General features: G+C 63.9%; 19 protein-coding genes and 1 other RNA gene. 10 read left to right on the top strand and 10 right to left on the bottom strand.

The window, feature by feature from the left end; translation table 11 throughout:
- Nucleotides 1-169: 169 nt before the first annotated feature.
- The 7 genes from ACCQ10_RS06660 to ACCQ10_RS06690 all read left to right on the top strand — a co-directional run bounded on the left by ACCQ10_RS06660 (nt 170) and on the right by ACCQ10_RS06690 (nt 4,498).
- Nucleotides 170-1,240: an NAD(P)H-dependent flavin oxidoreductase gene (locus ACCQ10_RS06660; RefSeq protein ID WP_372362568.1), complete on the top strand. Its 1,071-nt coding sequence runs from the start codon at nt 170-172 to the stop codon at nt 1,238-1,240.
- The gene (locus ACCQ10_RS06665) at nt 1,231-2,028 is read left to right on the top strand and encodes an aminotransferase class IV family protein (RefSeq protein WP_372362569.1); all 798 of its coding nucleotides are present in this window, start codon (nt 1,231-1,233) and stop codon (nt 2,026-2,028) included. The genes ACCQ10_RS06660 and ACCQ10_RS06665 overlap by 10 nt, the downstream gene beginning before the upstream one ends.
- Nucleotides 2,029-2,127: 99 nt before the next feature.
- The gene (gene rpsP, locus ACCQ10_RS06670; protein WP_039414145.1) at nt 2,128-2,388 is read left to right on the top strand and encodes a 30S ribosomal protein S16; all 261 of its coding nucleotides are present in this window, start codon (nt 2,128-2,130) and stop codon (nt 2,386-2,388) included.
- A gap of 41 nt (nt 2,389-2,429) precedes the next feature.
- On the top strand, nt 2,430-2,942 hold the full coding sequence (gene rimM / locus ACCQ10_RS06675) for a ribosome maturation factor RimM (RefSeq protein WP_039566183.1): 513 nt from the start codon (nt 2,430-2,432) through the stop codon (nt 2,940-2,942).
- 63 nt (nt 2,943-3,005) lie between these two features.
- Nucleotides 3,006-3,764 carry a tRNA (guanosine(37)-N1)-methyltransferase TrmD gene (gene trmD / locus ACCQ10_RS06680; RefSeq protein ID WP_372362570.1) on the top strand — a complete coding sequence of 253 codons (759 nt, stop codon included), beginning with the start codon at nt 3,006-3,008 and terminating at the stop codon, nt 3,762-3,764.
- A gap of 144 nt (nt 3,765-3,908) precedes the next feature.
- Nucleotides 3,909-4,316, top strand: a complete 408-nt coding sequence (rplS, locus tag ACCQ10_RS06685; RefSeq protein ID WP_005989873.1) for a 50S ribosomal protein L19 — start codon at nt 3,909-3,911, stop codon at nt 4,314-4,316.
- Nucleotides 4,317-4,421: 105 nt separating this feature from the next.
- Nucleotides 4,422-4,498, top strand: a non-coding RNA gene (locus tag ACCQ10_RS06690) — sX9 sRNA.
- A 96-nt stretch (nt 4,499-4,594) separates the two neighbouring features.
- Here ACCQ10_RS06690 and ACCQ10_RS06695 read toward each other — a convergent pair.
- Nucleotides 4,595-6,082, bottom strand: coding sequence for an MATE family efflux transporter (locus ACCQ10_RS06695; protein ID WP_372362571.1), 1,488 nt, complete (start codon nt 6,080-6,082; stop codon nt 4,595-4,597).
- A 623-nt stretch (nt 6,083-6,705) separates the two neighbouring features.
- Between ACCQ10_RS06695 and ACCQ10_RS06700 the strand changes: the two genes are divergently transcribed.
- A complete protein-coding gene (locus ACCQ10_RS06700) occupies nt 6,706-7,113 on the top strand; it encodes an RNA-binding S4 domain-containing protein (protein ID WP_372362572.1) in 408 nt (135 codons plus the stop codon).
- Between the two features lie 150 nt (nt 7,114-7,263).
- Here ACCQ10_RS06700 and katG read toward each other — a convergent pair whose 3' ends face one another.
- From katG to mutS, 3 genes are all read right to left on the bottom strand, one after another.
- On the bottom strand, nt 7,264-9,510 hold the full coding sequence (gene katG, locus ACCQ10_RS06705; RefSeq protein WP_372362573.1) for a catalase/peroxidase HPI: 2,247 nt from the start codon (nt 9,508-9,510) through the stop codon (nt 7,264-7,266).
- A gap of 364 nt (nt 9,511-9,874) precedes the next feature.
- On the bottom strand, nt 9,875-10,489 hold the full coding sequence (locus ACCQ10_RS06710; RefSeq protein ID WP_372362574.1) for a DUF937 domain-containing protein: 615 nt from the start codon (nt 10,487-10,489) through the stop codon (nt 9,875-9,877).
- A gap of 224 nt (nt 10,490-10,713) precedes the next feature.
- Nucleotides 10,714-13,269, bottom strand: coding sequence for a DNA mismatch repair protein MutS (gene mutS / locus ACCQ10_RS06715; RefSeq protein ID WP_372363071.1), 2,556 nt, complete (start codon nt 13,267-13,269; stop codon nt 10,714-10,716).
- A gap of 639 nt (nt 13,270-13,908) precedes the next feature.
- Here mutS and ACCQ10_RS06720 point away from each other — a divergent pair.
- Nucleotides 13,909-14,202, top strand: a complete 294-nt coding sequence (locus tag ACCQ10_RS06720; RefSeq protein WP_228333137.1) for a hypothetical protein — start codon at nt 13,909-13,911, stop codon at nt 14,200-14,202.
- Between the two features lie 159 nt (nt 14,203-14,361).
- Here ACCQ10_RS06720 and ACCQ10_RS06725 read toward each other — a convergent pair whose 3' ends face one another.
- Nucleotides 14,362-15,138: an IS3 family transposase gene (locus ACCQ10_RS06725; RefSeq protein WP_506191972.1), complete on the bottom strand. Its 777-nt coding sequence runs from the start codon at nt 15,136-15,138 to the stop codon at nt 14,362-14,364.
- Between the two features lie 47 nt (nt 15,139-15,185).
- The gene (locus ACCQ10_RS06730) at nt 15,186-15,500 is read right to left on the bottom strand and encodes a DUF1153 domain-containing protein (RefSeq protein WP_017163777.1); all 315 of its coding nucleotides are present in this window, start codon (nt 15,498-15,500) and stop codon (nt 15,186-15,188) included.
- Between the two features lie 796 nt (nt 15,501-16,296).
- Between ACCQ10_RS06730 and ACCQ10_RS06735 the strand changes: the two genes are divergently transcribed.
- Nucleotides 16,297-18,225, top strand: a complete 1,929-nt coding sequence (locus ACCQ10_RS06735; protein ID WP_372362575.1) for an alpha-L-fucosidase — start codon at nt 16,297-16,299, stop codon at nt 18,223-18,225.
- Between the two features lie 215 nt (nt 18,226-18,440).
- Here the strand turns inward: ACCQ10_RS06735 and ACCQ10_RS06740 are convergent, their stop codons facing one another.
- From ACCQ10_RS06740 to ACCQ10_RS06755, 4 genes are all read right to left on the bottom strand, one after another.
- Nucleotides 18,441-19,037, bottom strand: a complete 597-nt coding sequence (locus ACCQ10_RS06740) for a hypothetical protein (protein ID WP_228890678.1) — start codon at nt 19,035-19,037, stop codon at nt 18,441-18,443.
- Between the two features lie 312 nt (nt 19,038-19,349).
- Nucleotides 19,350-20,372, bottom strand: a complete 1,023-nt coding sequence (locus tag ACCQ10_RS06745; RefSeq protein ID WP_372362576.1) for a hypothetical protein — start codon at nt 20,370-20,372, stop codon at nt 19,350-19,352.
- A gap of 1,089 nt (nt 20,373-21,461) precedes the next feature.
- Nucleotides 21,462-24,029 carry a beta-galactosidase GalA gene (gene galA, locus ACCQ10_RS06750; protein ID WP_372362577.1) on the bottom strand — a complete coding sequence of 856 codons (2,568 nt, stop codon included), beginning with the start codon at nt 24,027-24,029 and terminating at the stop codon, nt 21,462-21,464.
- Nucleotides 24,026-25,237, bottom strand: a complete 1,212-nt coding sequence (locus ACCQ10_RS06755; RefSeq protein ID WP_372362578.1) for a glycoside hydrolase family 53 protein — start codon at nt 25,235-25,237, stop codon at nt 24,026-24,028. Before ACCQ10_RS06755 ends, galA begins: the two co-directional genes overlap by 4 nt.
- Nucleotides 25,238-25,380: the final 143 nt, after the last annotated feature.

Consider the following 25,380-nt stretch of genomic DNA (forward strand, 5'->3'; position numbering starts at 1 on the left):
TGCACCGGCAACTGCATGTCCACCTGATCACGGTTGCCACGTTTGGTGGCCGCTCCAGACGCAACGTGCCGCACGCAGTGCATGCGCGAACGACCGTCTTGCGCGTGTCGGCATCCGCATCCGTCCATCGCGGTTACCATGCTCCGTCTCGTGGCCGCCGAGGTGGTGGATGACCAGATTCCCTAACGTCGATGCCTTCCAGCAACGCTTCGGCCTGCGCCTGCCGATCCTGCTCAGCCCCATGGCCGGCGCCTGTCCGGTGCCGTTGTCGGCAGCGGTCGCCAATGCCGGTGGCATGGGCGCGATGGGTGCGGTGTTGTCGCAGCCGCAGGACATCGTGACGTGGATGGCCGCCTTTCGTGAGGCAAGTGCCGGGCCTGCGCAAGTCAATCTGTGGATTCCCGATCCGGCGCCTGTCCGCGATGCCGCTGCCGAAGCGCGCCTGCGGGTGTTTCTTGCGCAGTGGGGGCCGCCAGTGCCGGAGGCAGCAGGCGATGCAATGCCAGCCGATTTCGACGCGCAATTCGATGCATTGCTGAACGCGCGCCCGGCAGTGGCCTCGTCGATCATGGGTGTGTTCCGACCCGACCAGGTTGCGCGCCTCAAGCATGCGGGCATCGCCTGGTTCGCCTGCGCCACCACGCTGGAGGAAGCACTGGCGGCGCAGGCGGCCGGGGCCGATGCCGTGGTCGCGCAAGGCGCCGAGGCTGGCGGTCACCGCGGCGCGTTCGATGCCAGCCGCGCCGCGCAGCAGATGACCGGACTGTTTGCCCTGCTGCCGCGGCTGGTCGATGGCCTGGAGATCCCGGTCATCGCCGCGGGCGGGATTGCCGACGCGCGCGGCATTGCCGCGGCGCTGGCGCTGGGCGCCAGTGCAGTGCAGATCGGCACCGGTCTGCTGCGCACGCCCGAGGCTGCCTTGCCCGGCGCCTGGGCCGATGCATTGGCTGCCGCCGAGCCGGAACATACCCGGCCAACCCGCGCATTTTCAGGTCGGTTGGGGCGGGCATTGCTCACCCCTTACGTGCGCGCCGCCACTGCGGCGGATGCGCCGCCGCCTGCGCCATATCCGGTGCAGCGCGGCCTGACCGCCGCGATGCGCCAGGCAGCGGCGCGCGACAACCGTCTGGAGGCGATGCAGGCCTGGGCAGGCCAGTCGGCCTGGATGGCGCCGGCGCAGCCGGCCGCACAATTGGTCGTGCAGTGGTGGGAGCAGACGCAGGCACTGCTGTGTCGCTGATCTTCTGTAATGGCGAGGCAGCAACCGCGCAGCAACTCGGCGCGGCCGCCCTGATCAACTACGGGCACTTCACGACGCTGCAGGTGCGCAACGCCGCCGTGCGCGGGCTGGATCTGCATCTGCAACGGCTGCAGCACGACAGTGCCGCCCTGTTCGGCGCACCGATCGATGCCTCGCTGGTGCGCACGTATCTGCGCGCGGCGTTGGCCAGTGCCGGTCGCGCGGATGCGAGCGTGCGCATCACCGTGTTTTCGCAGGCGTTTGCGCTGCGCGATCCATTGCGCCAGGTGGCGCTGGATGTATTGATTTCGCTATCGCCGGCCGCGCAACTGCCCGATGCCGCGCTGCGCGTGCACGCAGTCACGCATGTGCGCGAGCAGGCGCAGTGCAAGCACGTCGGCACCTTCGCGCTGTTGCACCTGCGTCGCCAGGCGATGGCCGCCGGCGTTGACGATGCGGTGTTGGTCGATCCCCAGGGCCATGTCCTGGAAGGGGCGTTCTGGAATGTCGGGTTCTGGCAGCAGGGCAGGGTGGTCTGGCCGGCCGGGCCGGCGCTGGACGGCACCCAGCAGCGGTTGTTGCACGCCGGGCTGCGGGCGCTCGGGATCGCGCAGACTTCCCGCCCGGTTGCCCTTGACGAGCTCGCCAGCTTCGACGGTGGCTTCAGCTGCAATGCGCGGGGGCAGCAGGCCATCGTGGCCATGGGCCCGGCGCAGTGGTCGGCCGTTGCCGCGCAGCTGCCCGTGCTGGAGCGGGCGCTGCAAACCCAGGCCTGGCAAGGGATCTGAGCAAAAACACCGGCTGGCTTGGCTTCGCCGAGGGAGCCCGCTATAATCGCCGGCTTACCGCGCCACTCTGGCGACTGGGCAACTCAGGAAAACGACACCATGGTCAAGATTCGACTGACCCGCGGCGGCGCCAAGAAGCGTCCCTTCTACCACATCATCGTGACCGACGTGCGCAGCGCGCGCGACGGCCGCAACATCGAGCGCGTGGGTTACTACAACCCGGTTGCGCAGGGCGCCGAACCGCGCGTCGTGCTAGATATCGCCCGCGTCGACCATTGGGTCGGCAACGGTGCACAGCTGACCGACAAGGTGCGTAACCTGTATCGCGAAGCATCCAAGTCCCAGGCCGCTGCGGCCTGATCTTGAGGCCGGGCGTGTTTGCCCGGCCAGAGTCGACACAGATGAAGCCGACCGAGCGCCGCATCCTGTTAGGCAGGATTGTCGGCGCTTTTGGTGTCAAGGGTGAGCTGAAGCTCGAATCCTGGACCGAACCGCGCAGTGCGATCTTCCGGTATCAGCCGTGGGTCGTGCGCACGCCATCGGGGCAGGAGTCGGTCGTGAGCGGCGTACGGGGACGTGATCAGGGCAAGAATCTGATCGCGGTGTTTCCCGACGTGACCGACCGCGACACCGTCGAGGCCATGCATGGCACCGAAATCTATGTGGCCCGCAGCGCCTTGCCGCCGCCCAAGCCCGACGAATACTACTGGGTGGATCTGGAAGGATTGCAGGTGGAAACCGTCGAGGGCGTCAAGCTCGGGACGGTATCGCACCTGTTTTCCACCGGCTCCAACGATGTGGTGGTCGTGCGCGGCGATCGCGAGCGGATGATTCCATTCGTGCTGCCGGAGTTCGTCAAATCGGTGGACTTCGAGGCCAATCTGATCGTGGTCGACTGGGACCCGGATTTCTGATCGAAGCGGTGCCCCGGCGCCGCTTTTGCTCTACCCATTCTCCACTCCCGATTCCCGATTCCCGTGCGCATCGACGTCATCAGCCTGTTCCCGGAGTTCATCGCGCAGTGCGCGGCGTTCGGCGTGGTCGGGCGGGCGCAGGAGCGCGGTCTGCTGGACCTGCAGGGCTGGAATCCGCGCGACCATGCGCAGGGCAACTACCGCCGCGTGGACGATCGTCCCTTCGGTGGCGGGCCCGGCATGGTGATGTTGATCGAGCCGTTGCGGGCCTGTCTGGATGCGGTGCAGGCCGCCGACGCGCGACCGGCGCCGGTGATCTATCTCAGCCCGCAGGGACGTCCGCTCACCCAGCCCCTCGCGCGCGAGCTGGCGCAGTTGCCGCGCATGGTCTTGCTGTGCGGGCGCTATGAAGGGGTGGACGAGCGTTTCCTGGCCAACGCGGTGGATATGGAAATCTCCATCGGCGACTACGTGTTGTCCGGTGGCGAGTTGGGCGCTGCAGTCCTTGTGGATGTGGTGACGCGGCTGCAGGACGGCGTGTTGAACGACGCCGAATCTGCTGCGCAGGACAGTTTTGAAGGCCCGCAGGGCCTGCTGGACTGCCCGCACTACAGCCACCCGTCGGCGCATGCCTGGGGCGATGTGCCCGAGGTATTGCGCTCGGGCAACCATGGCGCGATTGCGCGCTGGCGCCGGCAGCAGTCGCTGGGCCGGACCTGGCTGCGTCGTCCCGATCTGCTCGACGAGGCAGGCCTGGACAAGCACGATCGTCGTCTCCTGGAGGAGTTTCGCCGCGAACTCACCCGGGACGACGAGAAATAAGGGCGCACCCCTAGCCCTTGAAGAATTGATTGGGGTACAATATGCGGCTTGCTGGCCAGCCTTGCGTCTGGCCCTCTTACGAACCTCGAGCAATCGCCGTGCGGCGACTGCCGGTCCAATATCACCAGACACGCGGTGCCCACCATGAGCAAACTCAACAAGACCATCCTGGCTGACTTCGAAGCCGCCCAGATCCAGCGCAAGCTGCCGGAATTCAACCAGGGCGACACCGTTGTGGTGAACGTCAAGGTGAAGGAAGGCAACCGCGAGCGCGTGCAGGCCTATGAGGGCGTGGTGATCGGTACCAAGAATGCCGGCCTGAACTCCGCCTTCACCGTGCGCAAGATCTCGCACGGTTTCGGCGTCGAGCGCGTGTTCCAGACCCACAGCGCCATCATCGACTCGGTCGAAGTGAAGCGCCGCGGTAAGGTCCGCGCCGGCAAGCTGTACTACCTGCGTGGCCTGGAAGGCAAGGCCGCCCGCATCAAGGAAGATCTGGCCGCCGCTGCGCAGGCCAAAGCCGCTCGCCAGGCTGCTGCCAAGGCCGAGTAAGCCACACTGCTGGCAGGTCTCATCGATCTGCCACTGCCAAACGGCCGCCCTTGGGCGGCCGTTTGCGTTTGTGGAACCGGAATGGCGAGAGCGCTCGAAGTCGGCATGTGCCACCCGCGCACTGCGGTTCCGGCCGCGATGCCCGCAGCCACCTGACAACCGCGTGCTACGTCTTGTTAGCCGTTCTCAAGTCGCAGCTTGAGGCCGGTCAATGCAGCGCATCGCCATCGATCACGTGGCTTGGCTGCGGCCGGCATGCGCGGATCAGCGTGCATGCATCAGCGCGAGCGTGTCCGGGTTGGCTCGGTGATCGGCTCGGCAATGGGGGCGGGGTCGGCAACCGGCGATGCAGGATGTGCGGGTACCTCGGCTGCCGCTGCCAGTACGGAAGGGTGGTTCGGCGTGGTCAGCATGCGCGCCTTGCGCCAGCCGCCCCAGCGGTAGTACGCCAGCGACAGCAGCATCGAGCAGGTCGAACTGATCGGGAAGCTCCACCACACCGCGTCTGCGCCCAGATGCGGCAGCAGGATATTTGCGAGAGGCACGCGTACGCCCCACAGCGAAAACGCCAGAATCAACAGCGGTGGGATCACCGCACCGGTGGAGCGCACCACCCCAGACACCACAAAGCTGACGCCAAACAACAGGAACGACCAGATCGCGATGTGGTTGAGATGCCGCGCGATCTCCAGGGTGGCGCTGCCTTCGGGCAGGAACAGGGCCAGGGTCCAGCGGTCTAACAGGATCAACAGCACGATCAGCAGGCCCGTCATCAGGAAGTTGGCGGCGATGCCGGTACGGGCGACGGTATCCACCCGCGACCACAGGCCGGCACCCACGTTCTGGGCAGCCATGGTCGAACAGGCGGCGCCGACCGCCATTGCCGGCATCTGTACGTAGTTCCACAGCTGCAGCCCCGCGCCGAACGCGGCGGCGGTGTCGGTGCCGAAGCCGTTGACCAGCGACAGCATCGCGATCATCGCCAGCGAGATCATCACCATCTGCAGGCCCATCGGCACGCCCTTGACGACGAGCGCGCGCAGGATGGCAGCATCGATCCGGAACAGATGCAGGTCGCGTCGTCCCAGCCACAGCACATGTTTTTTGTGCCGCAGATAGATCAGCAGGCCGGCCAGCGCAACCACCTGCGCAATCAGCGTGGCCCAGGCAGCACCGGCGATGCCCAGCGCCGGAAACGGGCCGATGCCGAACAGCAGCAACGGGTTGAACACGATATCCAGCAGCACCGACAGCAGCAGAAAGCGGAAGGGCGTACGCGCATCGCCGGTACCGCGCAACGCTGCCGATAGAAAGGCGAACAGATACAGCGTCGGCATCGCCAGGAAGATCACGCGCAGATACTCCTCGGCCAGCGTCTGCGAGGCAGCGGGCGTACCCATCGCGGTGAGCAGATGCGGCGCCAGGAACCAGCCCAGCACGGCGATCAGCGCCGACAGCCCACCAAAGAAGCTGGCGCTGGTGCCCATGACCTTGCGTGCCTGGGCGATGTTGCGCGCGCCCATCGCCTGGCCGATCAGGATGGTGGACGCCATGCCGATACCGAACACCGAGCCGATCAGGAAGAACATGATGCTGTTGGCGTTGGCTGCCGCGGTCAGCGCTTCTTCGCCGAGGTAGCGGCCGATCCAGATCGCGTTGACCGAGCCGTTGAGCGACTGGGCGATATTGCCCGCCATGATCGGCAGTGCGAAGAGCAGCAGGTTCTTGCCGATCGGGCCTTCGGTCAGGACAGCGGATTTGGGCATCGCGGTTGTATCGGTATGCGGATGTTGCGCACCCTAGCATTGCGCGGGTGAGATCCAGTGCAGTGCTCGCTTTGCGCGCGCACCTCGGTTGGGGGAGCTCCGTATTCACCGTCAGCGATGCAGCCTTGGCCGGGGGGCTGTGCTGCTTCTCTCAGCTGCGCAGCCGCAGTGTCCCTCATCCGGCGCTGCGCGCCACCTTCTCCCGCAGGCGGGAGAAGGGATGTGGCCGAGCGCTTGTTTGAACTGCAGTGTGTTATTTGGACTGTAATGGGCTTGTCTGAACTGCGGTGCTTTGCTTGAACCGTAATGGGCTTGTTTGAATTGCAGCGCGTTGTTGAACTGTCATGGGCGTGTTTGAACTGCAGTGCGTTGATTGAACTGTCATGGGCTTGTTTGAATTGCGGTGCCTTGATTGAACCGTAATGGGCTTGTGTGATCTGTACCGCGCGGGCTGGCAGTGCTCCCTTCCCCCGCCTGCGGGGGAAGGTGCCCGTAGGGCGGATGGGGGCGAGCGTCCAGCATCGAACTGGCGATCGACCCAGATGGCCGCGGCGACGGCCCAGCTTGAGTTCCGGGTGGCTGCCCAAACATCGGTTACCAGGCAGAGCGAGACAGCAAGACGCATGAATCCGGAGCTGGAACAGGGCACGACAGTCAGGCTGGACGTGTGGCTGTGGGCCGCGCGCTTTTTCAAGACGCGCAGCCTGGCCAAAAACGCGGTCGACACCGGCAAGGTGGACGTGGGCGGGCAGCGCCCCAAGCCCTCGCGCAGCCTGCGCTGCGGCGAGCATATGCGTATCGACCGGGGCGGTGAAATCTTCGAGATCACGGTGGCCGGGCTCAGCGACGTACGCGGACCGGCGCCGGTGGCGCAGGCCCTGTACGTGGAGGGCGAGGCATCGCGCGAGGCGCGTGCGCAGTGGCGGCTGCAACGTGCTGCCGAACGCACCGGTTACCGTGCGCCCGAGGGCAAGCCCGACAAGCGCGCACGCCGCTTGATCACTGCATTGGGCGATATCGACGCGCTCTAGCGGTCTGGCACCTTGTCCCTGCCGTGCTCGATGGGCCAGCAGGGCGACACATGGCCGCTGCAATCGGGAAGTCGCGCAAAAGAAATGCCCCGGTTGTCCGGGGCATTGTCTGATTGCCAGGGCCTGAATCAGGCCGAACGATCCAGCGGCTTACGCCAGATCGAATCGATCCAGCTGCATCACCCTGGTCCAGGCGGCGACGAAGTCGTGCACGAACTTCTGCTGCGCATCGCCGCTGGCATAGACCTCGGCCACTGCACGCAGGATGGAGTTGGAGCCGAACACCAGATCCACGCGCGTACCGGTCCACTTGAGCTCGCCGGTGGCGCGGTCGCGGCCTTCGTAGAGGTCCTTCGCTTCGGAGGTCGCCTTCCACTCGGTGCGCATGTCGAGCAGGTTGGCGAAGAAGTCGTTGCTCAACACGCCGGGACGGGTGGTGAAGACGCCATGCTGGGTGTCGCCGGCATTGGCGCCCAGCACGCGCAGGCCGCCGACCAGCACGGTCAACTCCGGTGCGGTGAGGGTGAGCAGCTGCGCCTTGTCGATCAGCAACGCTTCGGCCGGCACCGCGTAGTTGCGTTTGGCGAAATTGCGGAAGCCATCGGCCACCGGTTCGAGCACGGCAAACGACTCGACATCGGTCTGCTCCTGCGAGGCATCGGTGCGGCCCGGTGCGAACGGCACCGTGACACTGTGGCCGGCGGCCTGCGCCGCGTGTTCCACCGCGGCGTTGCCGGCCAGCACGATCAGGTCGGCGAGCGAGATCTTCTTGCCGCCCGATTGCGCGGCGTTGAAGTCGGCCTGGATGCGCTCCAGCGTGGCCAGCACCTTGGCCAGCTGCTCAGGCTGGTTGGCCTGCCAGTCCTTCTGCGGTGCCAGGCGGATGCGGGCGCCGTTGGCACCGCCGCGCTTGTCCGAGCCACGGAAGGTGGAGGCCGAGGCCCACGCGGTGGACACCAGCTGCGCCACGCTCAGGCTCGAGGCCAGGATGGTCTGCTTCAATGCGGCCGCATCCTGCGCGTCGACCAGCGCGTGGTCCACTGCCGGTACCGGGTCCTGCCACAGCAATTCTTCGGCCGGTACGTCCGGGCCCAGGTAGCGCGAGCGCGGACCCATGTCGCGGTGGGTGAGCTTGAACCAGGCGCGTGCGAAGGCGTCGGCAAACTGCTCCGGGTGCTGATGGAAACGCCGCGAGATGGCTTCGTACGCAGGGTCGAAACGCAGTGCCAGGTCGGTGGTCAGCATGGTGGGGCGGTGCTTCTTCGATGCGTCGTGCGCATCGGGAATGATGGCCTCGGCGTTCTTGGCCACCCACTGGTGCGCGCCGGCCGGGCTCTTGCCCAGCTCCCACTCGAACTTGAACAGGTGGTCGAAGAAATCGTTGCTCCACTGCGCCGGCGTGGTGGTCCAGGTGACTTCCAGGCCGCTGGTGATGGTGTCGGCGCCCTTGCCGCTGCCGTAGCGGTTGTGCCAGCCCAGGCCCTGGCTTTCCAGTTCGCCGGCTTCCGGTTCGGCGCCGACGTTGTCGGCCGGGCCGGCACCGTGGGTCTTGCCGAAGGTGTGGCCACCGGCGATCAGGGCCACGGTCTCTTCGTCGTTCATGGCCATGCGCGCGAAGGTGTCGCGGATGTCGCGCGCGGCAGCGATCGGGTCGGGGTTGCCGTCCGGACCTTCCGGGTTGACGTAGATCAGGCCCATCTGCACGGCGGCCAGCGGGTTTTCCAGATCGCGCGTGTGCGGCACTTCGCTGTCGTCGTCCTTGACCAGCACGCCGTGCGCTTCGTCCACGCCGGGCGAGCCGCGCGAATAGCGGTCGTCGCCACCCAGCCACTTGGTCTCGCGACCCCAGTACAGGTCCTGGTCCGGTTCCCAGGTGTCTTCGCGGCCGCCGGCAAAGCCGAACGTCTTGAAGCCCATCGACTCCAGCGCGACATTGCCGGTGAGAATCATCAGGTCGGCCCAGGAAATGGACTGGCCATACTTCTGCTTGATCGGCCACAGCAGCCGGCGCGCCTTGTCCAGGCTGACGTTGTCCGGCCAGCTGTTGAGCGGCGCAAACCGCTGCTGACCACGGCCGCCGCCGCCGCGCCCATCGCCGATGCGGTAGGTGCCGGCGCTATGCCAGGCCATGCGCACGAACAGCGGGCCGTAATGGCCGAAGTCGGCCGGCCACCAGTCCTGCGAGTCGGTCATCAGCGCACGCAGTTCCTGCTTGAGCGCCTGCAGGTCGATGCGCTTGAAGGCTTCGGCGTAATTGAACGTCTCGCCCAGCGGGTTGGACTTGTTCGAATGCTGGCTCAGCAGATCCACGCGCAGCTGTTTGGGCCACCAGTCACGGTTGGTGGTACCGGTACCGACGACAGCGTGGTTGAACGGGCACTTTGCTTCGGTGGTCATGGGATTTACCTGTGTGCGTAAGCACTTGGGGAGCGGCGTGCCGGTATGCCGGCACGTGCTGGTGGAATCGACGTGGACGGCAGCGCCCTTGTCGTGGTCATCGATGATCACGACAGGGAAACAGTCGCCCGGCCGCTGGCGGACCTGCCGATGCTAGCGCCTGCTTGTGGCAGTCGAAACCGCCTGGCCGACGGGAAAGGCAATGGGCGGGCAGGCGCATCAGGCGGACTCATCATGGCGACGTTCGCACACGATAAAGCGCATCGATCATTTGGTGAATTCGAATTATTCGAACATATCGATAGCGTATTGCTATGGATAGCACGCCGGTGCTCGTCCGGCGTGCCCAGCGGCTACGGGTCGCTCAGCGCTTGCCGAACAGGCTGCCGCCCAGCTTCATGACATCGCCCAGGCCGAGCTGGCCATCGCCGTCCTGATCCAGCACGCTGGTCAACAGGCCGCCGGCGCCGGAGTTCGTGCGCACTTGCTGATGTTCCTGGGCCAGCGCGGGGCCGAGCTGGCTGGCGGCCGCGGTATCGCCGCCCAGAAAGCGCTTGGCCAGATATGCCATCACGATGGGAGCGAGCAGCTGCAGCAGCTGGCTGGCCTTGCTGGTTTCCAGCCCGGTGGCCTGGCCCAGCCCTGCAGCGGCCTGTGGCGCCTTGTCGCCGAACAGATGGCCGACGATGCCGGCGCCATTGGCCGACGCGCCGCTGGCCGAACCGCCCAGCAGCGAACCCAGCAGGCTACCGATGTCCGGGCTGGCGGCGTGGTCGCGTTGCAGGGCGCCCAGCAAGGCATCGGTGCCACCGGCTTGCTGGCTGTTGCGGCCCAACGCGCCCATCAACAGCGGCAGCGCGGTCTGCACGGCCGATTGCGCCTGCTCGGGCGCAATGCCCAGGCGGCCGGCGAGTTGCTGCAGTTGCGGGCCCTGCAACTGCGCGGCGAGCTGATCGGTCAATGAGGCGGACGTGGTCATCGGAAGGTTTCCTGTTGGACGAAGCGTTGCCGCAGGGTGCGCCCGTCGCGCCGACAGAGCAATGACAGAGCAATCCATGCGGCATCGCGGCAGGTCAGCCGTTACGCACTGCACTTCTGCGGCCACCGATTCCTGCAACGCAATGCATCCGCAAGCGCAGCAAGCACCAGCCATGCAGCTCCGCTCTTACGAATCCCAAATCACGACTCCCCAATCCCGGCACCTCAAAGCAACGCCTTCAACCGATACAAGGCCTCCAGCGCCTGCTTGGGCGTGAGGTCGTCCGGATCCAGGGCCTGCAGCGCTTCCTGTGCGGCGGAAGAGGGCGCGGTGAACAGCCCGAACTGTTGCGGGGCATCCAGCGCGGCCGGCGCCATCTGCGCGCTATGGCTTTCGCCGCCGCGTTGTTCCAGCTCCGCCAGGCGACGTCGCGCCTGGGTCACTGCCGCCTTCGGCAGTCCGGCCAACGCGGCCACCTGCAAGCCAAAGCTGCGATTGGCCGGCCCATCCTTGACCGCATGCATGAACACCAGGCGCTCGCCGTGTTCGACCGCATCCAGATGCACATTCGCAATACCGCTGGCGCCACCGGCATGCGATTCGTCCGCCAGCGCGGTGAGCTCGAAATAATGCGTGGCAAACAGCGTGTAGCAGCGATTGGTGTGCGCCAGATGGCGCGCCACCGCATCGGCCAGTGCCAGGCCATCGTAAGTGGAGGTGCCGCGGCCGATCTCGTCCATCAGCACCAGCGAGTGCGGGGTGGCGTGATGCAGGATATAGCTGGTTTCGGCCATTTCCACCATGAAGGTGGATTGCCCACGCGCCAGATCGTCGCCGGCACCAATGCGGGTGAGGATGCGGTCGATCGGCCCGATCACCGCGCGGCTGGCAGGCACGTAACTGCCGATATGCGCCAACAGCACGATCAAGGCGTTCTGGCGCATGTAGGTCGACTTACCGCCCATGTTCGGGCCGGTGATCACCAGCATGCGGCGGTCGGCGTGCAGCTCCAGATCGTTGGGCTCGAACGGTTGGTCGCGTACCGCTTCCACCACCGGGTGACGGCCGCGCTCGATACGCAGGCAGGGTGCGCTATCGAGCTCCGGCTGCGACCAGTCCAGTGCCTGCGCGCGTTCGGCGAACGCGGCCAGCACATCCAGTTCGCTCAACGCACCGGCGCAGCGCTTGAGGCCTTCCAGCTCGGTGCCCAGCGCATCCAGTAGGCCTTCGTACAACAGTTTTTCGCGCGATAGCGAACGCTCGCGCGCGGACAGCACCTTGTCTTCGAAACTCTTGAGTTCTTCGGTGATGTAGCGCTCGGCGTTGGTCAGCGTTTGCCGGCGGCTGTAGTGCAACGGCGCCTTTTCCGCCTGGCCCTTGCTGATCTCGATGTAGTAGCCATGCACGCGGTTGTAGCCGACCTTGAGGGTGGCGATGCCGCTGCTGGCGCGCTCGCGTTGTTCCAGATCGATCAGGAACTGGTCGGCATTGGTGGACAGGCGGCGCAACTCATCCAGATCGGCGTCGTAACCGGTGGCGATGACGCCGCCGTCGCTGAGCTTGAGCGGGGGATGCTCGGCCACGGCGCTGATCAACAGATGCGCGGTGGCATCGTGTTCGCCGAGTTCGGCATGCAGCGTCTGCAAGCGCGGCGAATCCAGCGGTGCCAGCATGGCGCGCACCTTCGGCAATAGTGCCAGGCCATCGCGCAGGGTGGAAAAGTCGCGCGGGCGCGCCGAACGCAACGCCACGCGGGTGAGGATGCGTTCCAGATCGCCTAGCGCGCGAAAGGCCTCGCGCACGTCGACATCGGCGCCCGCGTCGATCAAGGTGCCGACCGCGTGGTGGCGCTGCACCAGCACTTCGCGCAGGCGCAGCGGACGGTGTAGCCAACGCCGCAGCAGGCGCCCGCCCATCGGCGTGACCGTGCTGTCCAGGACGCCGAGCAAGGTATTGCGCGTGTCGCCATCGACGCGCGTATCCAGCTCCAGATGCCGGCGCGTGGCCGCGTTCATCGAAATTGCTTCGCTGGCCACTTCCATCGCAATGGAGGTCAGGTGCGGCAGCCGTTGTTTCTGGGTCTCTTCGACATACCCCAGCAAGGCGCCGGCCGCAGCGGTGGCGCAAGGCTTGTCGTCGATGCCGAAGCCGGACAGATCGTGCAACTTGAAGAAGGCCAGCAACTGGCGCCGGCCACTGTCGGCATCGAACAGCCACGGTGGCCGCCGCCGCACGCCGATACGTCCGCGCAGGAACTCCGGCCAGTTGTCTTCATCGGGCACCAGCAGCTCGGCCGGCTCCAGGCGCGCGATCTCCGCTTCCAGCGCGTCCACGCTGTCCACTTCGTTGACCAGGAAGCGCCCGCCGGCCAGATCGGCCCAGGCCAGGCCGTAGCCCTGCTTGCTGCGCGAAATCGCCATCAACAAGGTGTCGCGACGCTCGTCCAGCAGCGCCTCGTCGGTGACCGTGCCGGGCGTGACGATGCGCACCACCTTGCGCTCGACCAGCCCCTTGGCCAGCGCCGGGTCGCCGATCTGCTCGCAGATCGCCACCGACTCGCCCAACGCGACCAGCCGCGCCAGGTAGCCTTCATACGCATGCACCGGCACACCCGCCATCGGAATCGGCGCACCGCCGGAGCTGCCGCGCTGGGTCAGGGTGATATCCAGCAGGCGCGCCGCCTTGCGCGCGTCGTCGTAGAACAACTCGTAGAAATCGCCCATGCGAAAGAACAGCAGCAGGTCGGGGTAGTCCGACTTGGCGGCGAAGAACTGTTTCATCAGCGGCGTGTGCTCGGGGGTTCCCGTGCCCTGCTTGGCTTTGTCTTTGGTGTCGGTGGTTTGCAATTACGTCTTCCGGAATCTGGCGCGGTGAGGGGCGGGCAGGTGGTGACCCGCGGTGCCGGTGGCAGGCGTGTGGCCGGGCGCTCCGCGCGGCGGCTGAGCTGGCTGGGTCAACGGCGGCGTGCAAGTTTAAGCCGAGCCGCCCGGGATCGCGATCCGGGCACTTGCCCATGCGCCGGCGGCGCAGTTGTTGCGGGGGCGACGCGCTTCTGCCCAACCCGGCGCAGCGGTGGCGATGCCGAGCGATGTGCTTCATCGCAGGCATGGGCGCGGCCGGCGGTGACGCTGGAAGCAAGCCGATCGCCGCTGATGACAGAGGTACCAGCCGAAACGGCGGTTGGTTGGCGCTCTTGCGACACGCTGCATCGGGCCTCCGATTCAGGCTGCGTGGTGGCTGGAAGACATGCCCCTGTCGAGATGGCGTCCAACGGGCCGATCAGCCGTGCCGTTATCTTCCTGAGGGCCTTCGGCCTGTCTCGGCACGTGCCGCTCAGGATCCAGGGCCGAGCCACTCCACATCGCCGTGGCGGCGGCGGGGATAGAGTGCCCAGCCACTCATCACGTACGACACGCCGCATGGATAACCGACATCAGGAATGGATGCAGGCCGTCACCGACGCGCTCAGCGACCTGCTGGCCGCGCGCGTTGCGCAGGCCACGCTGCTGGAGGCCATGCTGGTCTCGCATCCGGATCCGGTCGCCTTGAGAAACGCATGGGACGAGCTGTCGTCTCAGCGGATTGCCGTCGTTGCACAGAACAAGGCCGCCGCTGCGGTGGAGCGGCCGATGGATGGCTACACGCTGGAGCAATTCCAGGCCTGGGAAGAAAAGTTTCGCCGCTATTTTCCGCGCGATGTGGATCTGGAATAGACGGAGGCGCGACCGCGCGTTCTTGCCGGCAGCCAAAGAGTCGATGTGCGGTGCGCGCTTTCAAGGCGTGCGTGCTTCGATGATGAGAGCGCTGCACAAGCGGCAATATTCCTGAAGTCCGTTGGCGCATCTGTAATGACCCACCGGTTTCTGCTCAGGTCATGGGGTTAATGTAGCGGCATAGGCCGCGTCCGGGGTCATCATCTTCAGCGCCTGGTGAGGGCGCTGTTGGTTGTAGAAGGCGATCCAGTCAGCAATCACTCGCAGCGCGTGGGTGTGGCTCTCAAAGCGATGTCGGTGCACGCACTGTTCCTTCAGGGTCCGGATCACACGCTCCACCATCCCGTTCTGCTGTGGGCAATGCGGGGTGATGAACTCCTGCGTCAGCCCATAGCTGCGAACTAGTCGGGTGTAGTCGCGGCTGGTGAACACCAGACCATTGTCCGAGCGGAGCAGAAATGGCTCTTGCACCCGGCCCAGCGTGCCGTAGCGCGTGATGAGCGCCTGCTCCAGTGCGGCAGATGCCGTGCTGGCTTTACCGGTCCGTGACAGGTGCCAGCCGAGCAGTTGCCGCGTGCTGCAGTCGATCACCAGCGCCAGACTCAGCCAGCCGTCCTTGCCGCCCCAAACGCGACACAGATCAGTGGCCCAGCGTTGATCCGGCTTCTCGGCGCGGGAGACCTTAGCTTCAATGCGCGGGCGCTGGCCAAGGGCACGCTTGCGCACCTGCCAGCCCTTCAGCTGGAAGATCCGCTGCACCGTGTTCTTGTTCATGCCAAGCAGCGCAGCGACCGTGCGATAGCCAAAACTCGGCTCCGTCTCGATCATCTTCTTGATCGGTTCGGCCAGCTCCGGCTTCACTTTGGCGGGCGATCTGGTCGGCTTGTAGTACGTCGTGCGACGTGCCACACCGAACCATTGGCACAACTTGGTCATCGGAACCTAAACACCTTCGTCCTTCAAGCCCTGCTGGACCGAGAGCATCAGCTCTCGTCCTTTCCCAGCAGGGAGGCCAGCTTTTTTCGAGCGCGTATCTCCAACATCGCCTCGCCGTAGGCCTCCTGCAAGTCCTTCAGCTGCCGCTCGTACTGCTCGCGCACGTCCTCGGGCTTCGCCCGCAGGGCGTTCTCCATGCCTCGCTTGCCCTCCTCAACCCAGTTCTCGATCTCGGCCGGGGTCAGGTCGAACTGCCGGCTGGCCGCTGCTACCGTCGTCTTGCCCTGGATGATCTCAAGCACCAGCGCTGACTTGCGCCGGGCGGTCCAGCGCTTGATCTCCTCTTCCATCACTTCGCTCATCGGTGTCTCCTTCGGGGAAAGTAACACCTGAGCAGGAAATCAGTGGGTCATTACACATCTCCGGCCCACCAAGCTGGCCAGAGGCATCGGGCTGAAGGTCAGACGCCCCCCATCCGCCCTTCGGGCACCTTCCCCCGCAGGCGGGAGAAGGGACCGCGGTTGCGGTGCGCCATGCACTGGCGTGTCGCATCTCCGGCGGGGGTCACGCTGTAGTTGCCTTGCGCTTGGCAGAGCGCTGCAAGACACGGATCTCGTCGAGTGCTTTACCATTGCCGGATCGCTTAAGCCTGCTTCTGCGGCAGAAGATGACCGCAACATCGCCGCTGCTGCGTGCGGTGACTGGCCAGGCTATTCCGCTGCCGGAGAGGGTGGCCCGATCAGCCAACGCAGTTGCTGAAACGCGCCGACCTGTGGGCTCCCGGCAAGTCAGTGTCGGCCAAAATAAGCAGCTTACGGTCACTATTGAAGCCAATACTTGGCACATGTCAGTCCGCCCCAGCTGTCGTGCGGACGATGCTGATTGTCTTTGGACAGCCATTGCTTGTCCTGTTCGCGGAGCTCGCTTGGCATGCGGAAACAGCATGGACATGCGAGCACCAACGATACGGCGCAGGCCGAGGTCATCGGCCGCCAAGCCACGAATGCGCGCAGTTGCTGGCACGCGCGTCAACGCAATCTGTGCAGGGCCTGCGTGTATATGTGCCGTGCCTTGCACACACGCCTGTCGCTTCAGGGCTGGACCTCTTTCGTCTTTGGAAAAGCTAAGATCGAAGCTTGTGCAATGTCGGAGGCGCCAATGATCGATCGTCGTACCTTTCTTGCCACGGGTGTGGCGGCCGCGGCCGCCAGCTTCAGTGCATCAGCGGCCCGGATCGCCCAGACGCCGCGCGCCAACGGGCCGGCGCCGTGGGGCGCAGTGCCCAGCGCACGCCAGCTGCTGTGGCATCGATGGGAGCAATATGCCTTCGTGCATTTTGCGATGAACACCTTCACCGACAAGGAATGGGGGTATGGCGACGAGGATCCGCGTAAATTCGATCCCAGCGATTTTTCAGCCGATCAAATCGTCGCTGCGGCCAAGGCCGGCAATCTGAAAGGACTGATTTTCACTGCCAAGCACCATGATGGGTTCTGCCTGTGGCCGACGCGCCTGACCGAGCATTGCATTCGCAACTCGCCTTACAAGAACGGCAAGGGTGACATCGTCGGAGAGATGGCAGCGGCATGTCGACGCGCCGGCCTGGCATTCGGGCTCTATCTCTCGCCCTGGGATCGCAACCACGCCGAGTATGGGCGCCCCGGCTATATCGACTATTTCCGCAAACAGATCGTCGAACTCTGCACGGGCTATGGCGACCTGTTCGAGTTCTGGTTCGACGGTGCCAATGGCGGTGACGGCTATTACGGTGGCGCACGCGAATCGCGCAAGATCGACGCGCCGGCGTACTACAACTGGCCACGGATGATCGAGCTGGTGCACCAGCACCAACCAATGGCCTGCACCTTCGACCCGCTCGGCGCCGATATCCGTTGGGGTGGCAATGAGGATGGCATCGCCGGCGATCCGAGCTGGCCGACCATGCCCAATGCCCCCTACACCCAGGAAAACGGCAATTCCGGCGTGCGCGGCGCAGCGCTGTGGTGGCCGGCCGAAACCAATACTTCGATTCGCCCGGGCTGGTTCTACCATGCCGACGAAGACGGCAAGGTGCGTAGCCCGGAGAATCTGGTGCGCTATTTCGACACCTCCGTCGCGCGCGGCACCAACATGAACCTCAATCTTCCGCCCGACCGACGCGGCCGCATTCCCGACCACGACGTGGCGGTGCTGCAAAGTTTTGGTGATGCGATCCGCGCCAGCTTCGCCATCGATCTGGCCAAGGGCGCAAAGGCCAGCGCCAGCGCGTCGCGCGGCGCCGGGTTCGAGCCGGCGCGCGTGCTCGACCGTCAGCCGGATAGCTACTGGTCCACGCCGGACGATGTCACCGCGCCGACCTTGACGCTGGAATTGTCGGCGGTGCAAACCTTCGATCTGATTCGGCTGCGCGAATACCTGCCGCTGGGCGTGCGCGTCACCCGCTTCGCGGTCGAAGCCGAGGCCGATGGTCAATGGCGGCAGCTGGCTGAAGCGCAGTGCATCGGTGCACAGCGGATCGTGCGACTGGATCGCCCGATCACCGCGCGTCGGGTGCGCCTGGTGGTGCTTGAGGCGCCGGTTTGCCCGGCGATCAGCGAATTCGCGCTGTTCCGCGCTGTCGCACCGGTGCCGGTCGCGCGGCCGACGGCGAACGCGCCGGACGTGCTGTCCAGCGCCGGCTGGCGCATTGTCGAGGCGAGCGCGCCAGGGGCAGACAGGTTGTTGGACGACGATGCCAGCACGATCTGGATCACGCCCGCTCCCACCCAGGGTCACCCCGTGCAGGTGACCATCGACTTGGGTGCGCTGCGTCAGGCTGCCGGTTTCAGCCTCACACCCTCGCGCACGGTGATGACCGGTGCGGCGCCGCCGAAGGGCTATCGCGCCGAAACCAGCGAAGATGGCCAGCAGTGGCAGCCGGCCGGTGCCGGCGAGCTGTCCAATATCGCCTATGCGCTCTCGACTCAGCGGTTGAACTTCCCCGAGGTCCGCCAGATCCGCTACCTGCGGCTGTCGTTCGCGGAAACCGCGGTGCCTGCCGAGCGGCTGGCGATTGCGGGGATCGGTGCGTTTTCGCGGTTGCGATGAAATATGCATTCCCGCGCGGCAGGTGCCGCGTGGGAGACTTTGCATGAGCACGGTACGAGCCTCGAAAATAGCAAAGCGTAAATACCGACTATATGGCTCTCGCGCATTTAGCGCTGCGGACGCCTCGGAACGTCTTAAGGAGTGCCCACTCAGTCAAGTAGGCACTCCACGATCATGGTCTAGTTCAAGAAAAATTCTTGAAAAAAACTGGCCTGTTAGACAGGGTCGTACTCACAAGCCACGTATCGAAATTCGGGCAGATACCCCGTTTTGTCGTAATTGCCGCCGTAGTAGTCACACCTCCAGTTAGGTCCGCCCTGCCAGGTTTTGGTCCAGCCCTGCTGGCAGCTGCCATTTTGAAACCACCCCGAATTGCTGCCGGAAACATGGGTGGTTCCCATGCGTTCGCCGATGAGAACAGCAGGGGCGTACCTGGAGTGCGCTTTCGGTGGGCAAGAGTTCTCCTCGGCGCGTTCGTTGCACTCTTGCCAACTTCTGTTGTAACTGCCGGAAAGGGAAAGGCCTGAAAGTTTGAAGGGCAAATCCCAGTCTGCGCTTAGGCCAACGTTGAAGTCCTGGCCTCGGCAGGTTCCGCGAGCAGTGGAGCGGGTGGACGTTGGGCAGTGTGCCGCATCTCCGTAACACACCGCTTGGGTGCCCTCGTCTTCAAAGAAAGATTTCTGATCTTTTTTTTGCTGCCATCCGCCGAAGGTGGTGTGCAAGTGAGGGTTCTGCGCACCAGCCTGCGCAGTTCCCACAATGATCAGCGCGAGAAAAATCGCGTAAAGGTATTTGCTAGGTTTAATTTTCATTTCGGTCTCCATCGGGTAGTTGAATTTTCAAAATACAGTTTTCGGCATAACCTCAATCACGCGAGGTCCAAATACCGCAAAGGCTCTAGGTTTGCAGTTGTCCAGTTAGGAGTTACTATTTTTTTACTGTTTTTGGGGTGCAAGGCGCTCGCTTCTCAGCGTGCCCGGAAAATGTTGTAGTCGCGAGCTGTGGGTGATTTCTACAGATTCGTCAGTTGAGCGGTAGTGCCCGCTTGCATTTGAAATATGTTCTAGGGCGTGGCAAATGAAGTGATGTGGTGTGCGCCTCGGCAATTTAGAGCTGGTGCGTGGCTAGCTGTGCCCCTGTACCAAAGATTGTAAAATCTCCCGTTCTTCAAGCGATGCAGAGGGTCGCGACACAGCCGTCGTGAGCGTCGACCTGAGGGGCGGCGTCAGTTCCACATCGCCACTTGCGATGGAGTTGAGGGTCTGCCTCACCAAGGGCTCGGTCGCGCCGCTCCTCAGGTAGTTCACCGCTGCATCTGCTGCGGCGTCGGGGGACGAGAGTCGGTAAACCTTCTGTGCAGCCAGTGCCCTCACCCGTTCGTCGCCATCTCCGGACACAAGCGAATTCATTTGGGCAATTGCATTGCTTCGCAGGCCTCTTGCGTCTGCAGATGTATCCTCCTCGATCGTGCCGATAAAGTTTAATGCCGCCACCGACGTGGGGACGTCGTTTGAGTGGTTATTAAGAGAGGACATCGCTTGCGATAATGTTTCTTTAGATGCTGTTCCAGGAAAGTTGGAGTACGTTTTGTACATCTGCGCGTAAAGGCTTGTGTCTTTACTGGCCCAGATGCGGTTCGCCTCGTCTACCATCATTTGTCTGCCGGTCGAGCTGCGAACAATCATGTTCTGGAGAATTTCGCGGTTGGCGGCGTCTTGTGCAGGGATCTTGGCATAGTAGTCGGCCACCGCTTTTCGTGCTTCCGGGTTGGAATCAATAGTGCTCAGTAAGCGGGACATGAATATGTCTCTCTGCTGTCGGGTCATCGGATGACCCGAGTCCCAGCTATCATAAAACTCCTGCAAACGTTGTTGGACCTCGCCCTTTGCGAACGGCTTATCGCTTTCGGACGTCGAAAATTCATTCAATTCAAGCCCATTATTCACCCGCTCAGGGCTGGGTGCATGGTGGGCATTAACGCTCTGAGGCAGCTGGGGAGCCGGGCTTGCTGAGCTGCCCGGCCGGGCAATAGGGGTTTGTGCAGCGAGATATACGAATGAGCAGATTCCGACAGTTGCGAGGGCTCCTGCCAATATAAGTAATGAAGTATTTTTATTCGTGGCCTTTGTGTTGATAAATTCAGTCATCTCTTTTCCTTGCTGTGGTAGGTGCTTTTGTGGACTGAATGCGACGCGATGAGATTCAACCACTCCAATGCGATGCAGGGCGGGCGGCTAATGGTTACGCTTGATCGCGGAGCGCACGCCTGGAGCATGCTGCCCGATTAAAGGAGCTTTTTTCTTTATATTTCTAATCGATAATTTGGAAATGTAGATATCGAGTTAAGGTGCAGCACTTGGTAGGTTAGACTGATTTTTGCCGCAGGCGACGGCTGGTTTAAAACGTCGGGTAAACGTATCTGTTCAGATAAGCTTGCTGATGTCGGTGCGTGACACATATCGCGACTTCCTGGAATAAAGTCGGTTACCACCTTTTTGAACTATCTCAAAAACTTTTGTTTTTCTACGTGCGCGGTATTTTTTGGTCGTTACTCTCAAGAAATAACTTTGTCGTCCTGCTTCAGGGAGAGCGGGTCATTGCGAAGTGGCGCGGAATTTAACGACGAATATCCCACTTCTCGGCGCGAATTCGCTGTAAAAATTTAGATTGGATACGTGGTCTAGCATTTAGGGTAGGACGTGGATGCATCGTGTGGCGCCGGTGTACTGTGATCACAGCTGGCTGCCGTCAGTCCAAAAAAAATTTCTGCGCGGGCACTCAAACGGCATGTATGGGGCTGTCTAGGGTCCCCGGTGCGCTGAATTTGCGCCAAGCCGTTTCGGCGGCGAGTCCGTGCCGAAGTGCAAAAACAATGAAGGTCACATCGCGCTGGGCCAGAAATTGCATTGAGCAAGGGCTTGATGGGACGCCTTTGCCACGCAGTGCTTCGAGGATACGATGCTGGGTGGCACCTAGCCCGCGATGCGGGAAAGTCACGTGACCTGGGAGGCGCCCAGCGAAACTGCGAGCAACGGACATTGCGTCCACTGTGTCTCGTGGATCGTCGGCCTTAGGAGCGCCCGCCATTTCGACGGAAACAAAGGCGGGCTCACCTTACTGTCCACTCGTTAGCCGACCATCGTATCGGGGTGGCCGGAGATGAGCCCGTTCAATGCCGGGCACCGTCAGATGCCGGGCCCCATCAGATGAAGCGCCCGCGAGGCACCGCGGGCGACTCAGGGAACAAAGGCGCGAGGCTTAGCTGCTTTGGCACTCAAGTGGAGTGGTTGAGACGTCAAGCCAACCGCACTGGCCTGCAACACGATCTCACCAGCCGTGCGCGTGGTCTGCAACAGCGCCGCACACAGCCCATTGAACGCCTTGCGTTGCGGCGCCTTGTCGTCCTCGTGGCTGCTGGGGTCGCCGTTGCCGACGCCGATCAGCTTGCCTGCGCCGTGCACGGCGAAGTGCACTTGCGTGTCGGCAGTGGGAACGAGACGGCCTTGTGCATCGACAATCTCTACCTTCACCACCGCCACATCTTCGGCGTCGGCGCGCAGTGCGTTGCGATCGCAACTCAGGCGGATCGCGGCCGGCTTGCCCGCGGTTTCGCGGCGTTCGGTGAGTACCAACTTGCCGCCGCGATAGCCGCGCGCTTCGATCGCGCCCGGCGCATACGCCACGCGCCATTCAACGTGGCCGTAAGCGGGCACCTGCTGCAGGCCCTGGCTGACGCCGTTGACCAGCAGTTCGACCGCTTCGAGATTGCTGTGGCACCAGACCTGTACGTGGCCGTTGTCGTCGGCTTGCAGCAGGCCGTCCCAGTTCCAGTGCGGGAACAGGTGCAGCACCGGTTCGCTGGTCCATTGCGCGCGGTAGTACCAGTAGTTGTCCTTGGGAAAGCCGCAGCTGTCGAGGACGCCGAATTGCGAGGCGACATTCGGCCAGCGGTTGTAGGGCGTGGGTTCGCCGCGGTAGTCGAAGCCGGTCCAGATAAAGCCGCCGGCGATGTACGGGCGCTGCGCGACATAGCTCCACCACGCTTCGGCGGTACTGGCCCACCAGGGGTGGTCGAGGTCGTAGGCGCGGGTGTAGCCGCGTTTGTCGTCGCGCTGGTAGTTGCCGCGCACCGACACGGTGCTGCCGGTTTCGCTGCCGTAGATCGGAATGTGCGGGTATTGGGCGTGGAAGCCGTCCATCTGGCTGGTGCGGTAATTGAAGCCGACCACATCGACCACTTGACCGACGCCATCGCCGAAGCCTTTATCCATGGCAAAGGTGGTGGGGCGTGTGGGGTCGAGCTGGCGCACGCGCTGTTGCATGCGGGCGACGATACGTGCGCCGCGCTCGGTGACCTGCTGCGGTTCTTCGTTGCCCAGCGACCACAGGATGACGCTGGGATGGTTGCGCCCTCGCCGCACCATCGTTTCCAGTTCGCCCATGGCTTCGGGGTCGGTGGACATGCGGCGGGTTTCTTCGATCACGAACATGCCCAGCCGGTCGCACAGCGCGAGCAATTCCGGTGTGGCCGGATTGTGCGAGCTGCGGTAGGCGTTGCAGCCCATCGATTTGAGCTGGCGCAGGCGCCATTCGTGCAAGGCGTCCGGGATGGCCGTGCCGACGCCGGCATGATCCTGGTGATTGTTGGTGCCGTGCAGCTTGAGCGGTGTGCCATTCAATAAAAAGCCGCGCTGCGCATCGAAGGCGATGCTGCGCACGCCAAACGGCGTGACCTGCGCATCGGTTGCCTTGCCGTCACTGTGCACGCTCGTAGTCAAACTGTAGAGCTGCGGGGTGTTGATCGACCACAGCGCGGCCTGGCCGAGCGGCAGGGTCTGTTCGACGACCTGCACCTGGCCCGGCGCAACCGTGATGGTTGCGCTGGCTGCCTGGGCAACGGTGCGTCCATCCGGTGCGGTGATGCGCGCCTGCACCACGCATTGGCGTGGCGCTGTGCCGTCGTTGTGCACCTCGGTGGAGAGCTGCGCAGTGGCGTTGCCGTCCTGCACGGTGCTGCGCACGAACACGCCATCCTGCGGGAGATGCAGCGGGTCGGTCTTCTGCAGCCACAGGTGCCGGTAGATGCCGGCGCCTTCGTAAAACCAGCCTTCGCCCAGCGTGGCATCCACGCGAATGGCGATGATGTTGGGCTTGCCATAGTCGAGCACCTCGCTGAGGTCGACTTCGAAGCCAGAGTAGCCGCTGGCATTGCGGCCGACGATATGGCCGTTGCAGAACGCGATGCAGTCGCGGAACACACCGTCGAACACCAGGCAGATACGCTTGCCCAGGTCGCTTGCCGGAATCTGCAACGTGCGCCGGTACCAGCCCACGCTGTTTTGCGGGAAGCTGGTGCCCAGCGCCTTGTAGCCATGCGCGGCGGCCGGGTCTTCTTCGGTCATCGAGGCCGAGATCGGCTCAGGACGGAAGGGCAGGGTGACGGCCCAGTCGTGTGGCAGGTCCACCTGCTGCCAGGCACTGTCATCGAACGCCAGCTGCGCGGCGGTGGCGGTGTCCTTGCCGGCCTTGGCGAAGGTGCGTTGGAAGGTGCCGAACTGGAAATCGCGCGATGCATCACTGGCGTGGCCCAGGTGGAAGCGCCAACCGAAGTCGAACAGCAGTCGCTCACGCGGTGCCAGCGCTGCATCGCCCAACGGCACAGGCGTTGCGGAGCCTTTTGCAGCGGCCGGGGCAGCCGCAGCGCCGGCAGACACCAGTGCACCGGCTGCGCCCACCGGCAACGCGGCGCTCACGCCACTGGCCAGCATGCCGCGCAGCAACTCACGCCGATTGATGCCGCTCATGGTTGCGTCCTTTTGCCCGCTTCTGCGGAACCGTCTGGCGTACTCGCAGCATGTTCGCTTGCGCTGGGCTTACGCGATGCAGGCACACCGGTGTACGGGTGGCGCATGAAGTCGATTGCCGGTAGCACCTCGTTGCCATGCTTGAAATCGAAGAAGCTGGCGTTTTCCCATGACGAGCCGGTGCCCCAGCGCGTCTTGCAACTGCTGCTGGTCCATGCCGGTTCCCAATACACCACGCCGGCGCCACCGGTATCGATGACCAGTTGGGTGAGATCGATCATGTACTTCGCCTGGCCCTGCGGTGTGGCCGGGTAGCCGGCAATCAGCGAGTCTTCGCCGAGCAGGTTATGCGAGGTGTCGCCGGCGTCCAGCGTCCACGGGTATGCGGTTTCCACGACCACCACATCGGCGTCATAACGGCCGCGCAGGCGCTTGATGGTCTTGCCCAGCTGCGCCATCGATTGGGTGGACCACTTGCGGTAGTAGCTGATTCCGATCAGATCGAAATCGGTGACCCCGGCCTTGGAGGCCGCGGCAAACCACGGCTCCACATTTTCCGGCTGGGCGATATGCAGCATCACCCGCGGCTTGATGGCGGAGCGCGCGCTCATGTCGCGCACTGCCTTGATGCCGGCATTGAACAGCTTGGCGTTGCGCTGCCAGTTGATCGGGCGCTTCTTGTCCCACGGCGTGCTGTCCATCAGGTCGGAATTGCTTTCGTTGCCCACCTGCACCAGCTCTGGCATCAGGCCGGCGCGGTCGAGTGCGCTGAGCGTGTCGTAGGTGAAGCCGTAGAGCGTGCGCGCCAGCTCGTCGGTGTCGGTGATGCTGGCCCAGGCCTTGGGAATCAGCTGCTTCTCGCCATCGGCCCAATCGTCGGAATAGTGCAGGTCCAGCAACACCTGCATGCCCTGCGCACGTGCACGCGCAATGGTTTTCTTGACGTCGGACAGGTCGCTGTATTTGGTCCAGCGCGCATCGTTCCACAGGCGCACCCGCACCAGGTTGGCGCCATGTGCGTGGAAAAGTTCGAACGGATCGGTGACCACGCCGTTCTCGCGATATTGCACGCCGCATTCCTCCATCTCGTTGACGTAGGACAGGTCCGCGCCGAGATACAGCGTGGCCGGCGCCGGGCCGGCGTGTGCGGAGGTGGAGATGGCCAGCGCCAGTAGCGCGGGCGTCCAGAGACGGCGTGGTGAGCGCATGCAATTCCTCGACTGATAAGCGTGGAGCAGGTGACAGCCTGCCGCAGGCAACCGCGCTGCTACGCGGCCGCTGGGCAGAATCCAAGCATGGGTTGCAGATTGGATTCCATACGGCGGCCGCGGTTTTGTGCAGTTTTTTTGGC

It is taken from the genome of Xanthomonas sp. NCPPB 1325, from assembly GCF_041477645.2.
Lineage (GTDB): Bacteria > Pseudomonadota > Gammaproteobacteria > Xanthomonadales > Xanthomonadaceae > Xanthomonas > Xanthomonas cannabis.